Source organism: Mesorhizobium sp. M4B.F.Ca.ET.203.01.1.1, assembly GCF_004791025.1.
Lineage (GTDB): Bacteria > Pseudomonadota > Alphaproteobacteria > Rhizobiales > Rhizobiaceae > Mesorhizobium > Mesorhizobium abyssinicae.
In genome coordinates this window covers 1-329 of record NZ_SRUO01000167.1, presented here as the reverse complement: position 1 = coordinate 329, position 329 = coordinate 1, and the positions used below count along the sequence as shown (strand labels likewise).

Sequence of the window (329 nt, the reverse complement as noted above, 5' to 3'; positions counted from 1 at the left end):
GCATGCCTTCGCTGTCCGCAGCGGGCGCATCCGGGCGGCCGGCCAGCACCGAATCGCCCAGGTACCGCAACAGGGCTTCGCGCTGGTCGAAATAGATCTGGGCCTTGTAGGCGGCGGCATTCATCTCGCGGCGATGGGTCGAGATGTCCTCGGTGAACGCCGTGAGCAGGTAGAACCCGGCCGCCGCAGCCAGGCAGAGGAAGACGCACACGGTCAGGCAGCGCAACAGCACCGACGCGGTGGCCGATGGCACGGTCTGCTGCAGCGAAGGGCGGGGAAAGCGGAACATGCAACGATGCTAGGAAGCAGCGCGGAAGGCGAGGAATCAG

The 329-nt window shown here is 66.6% G+C and carries 1 protein-coding gene; it reads right to left on the bottom strand.

The window, feature by feature from the left end; all coding sequences use genetic code 11:
• On the bottom strand, nucleotides 1-289 hold a 289-nt coding region (locus EN846_RS34150; RefSeq protein ID WP_210236154.1), incomplete at its 3' end, for a hypothetical protein.
• Nucleotides 290-329: the final 40 nt, after the last annotated feature.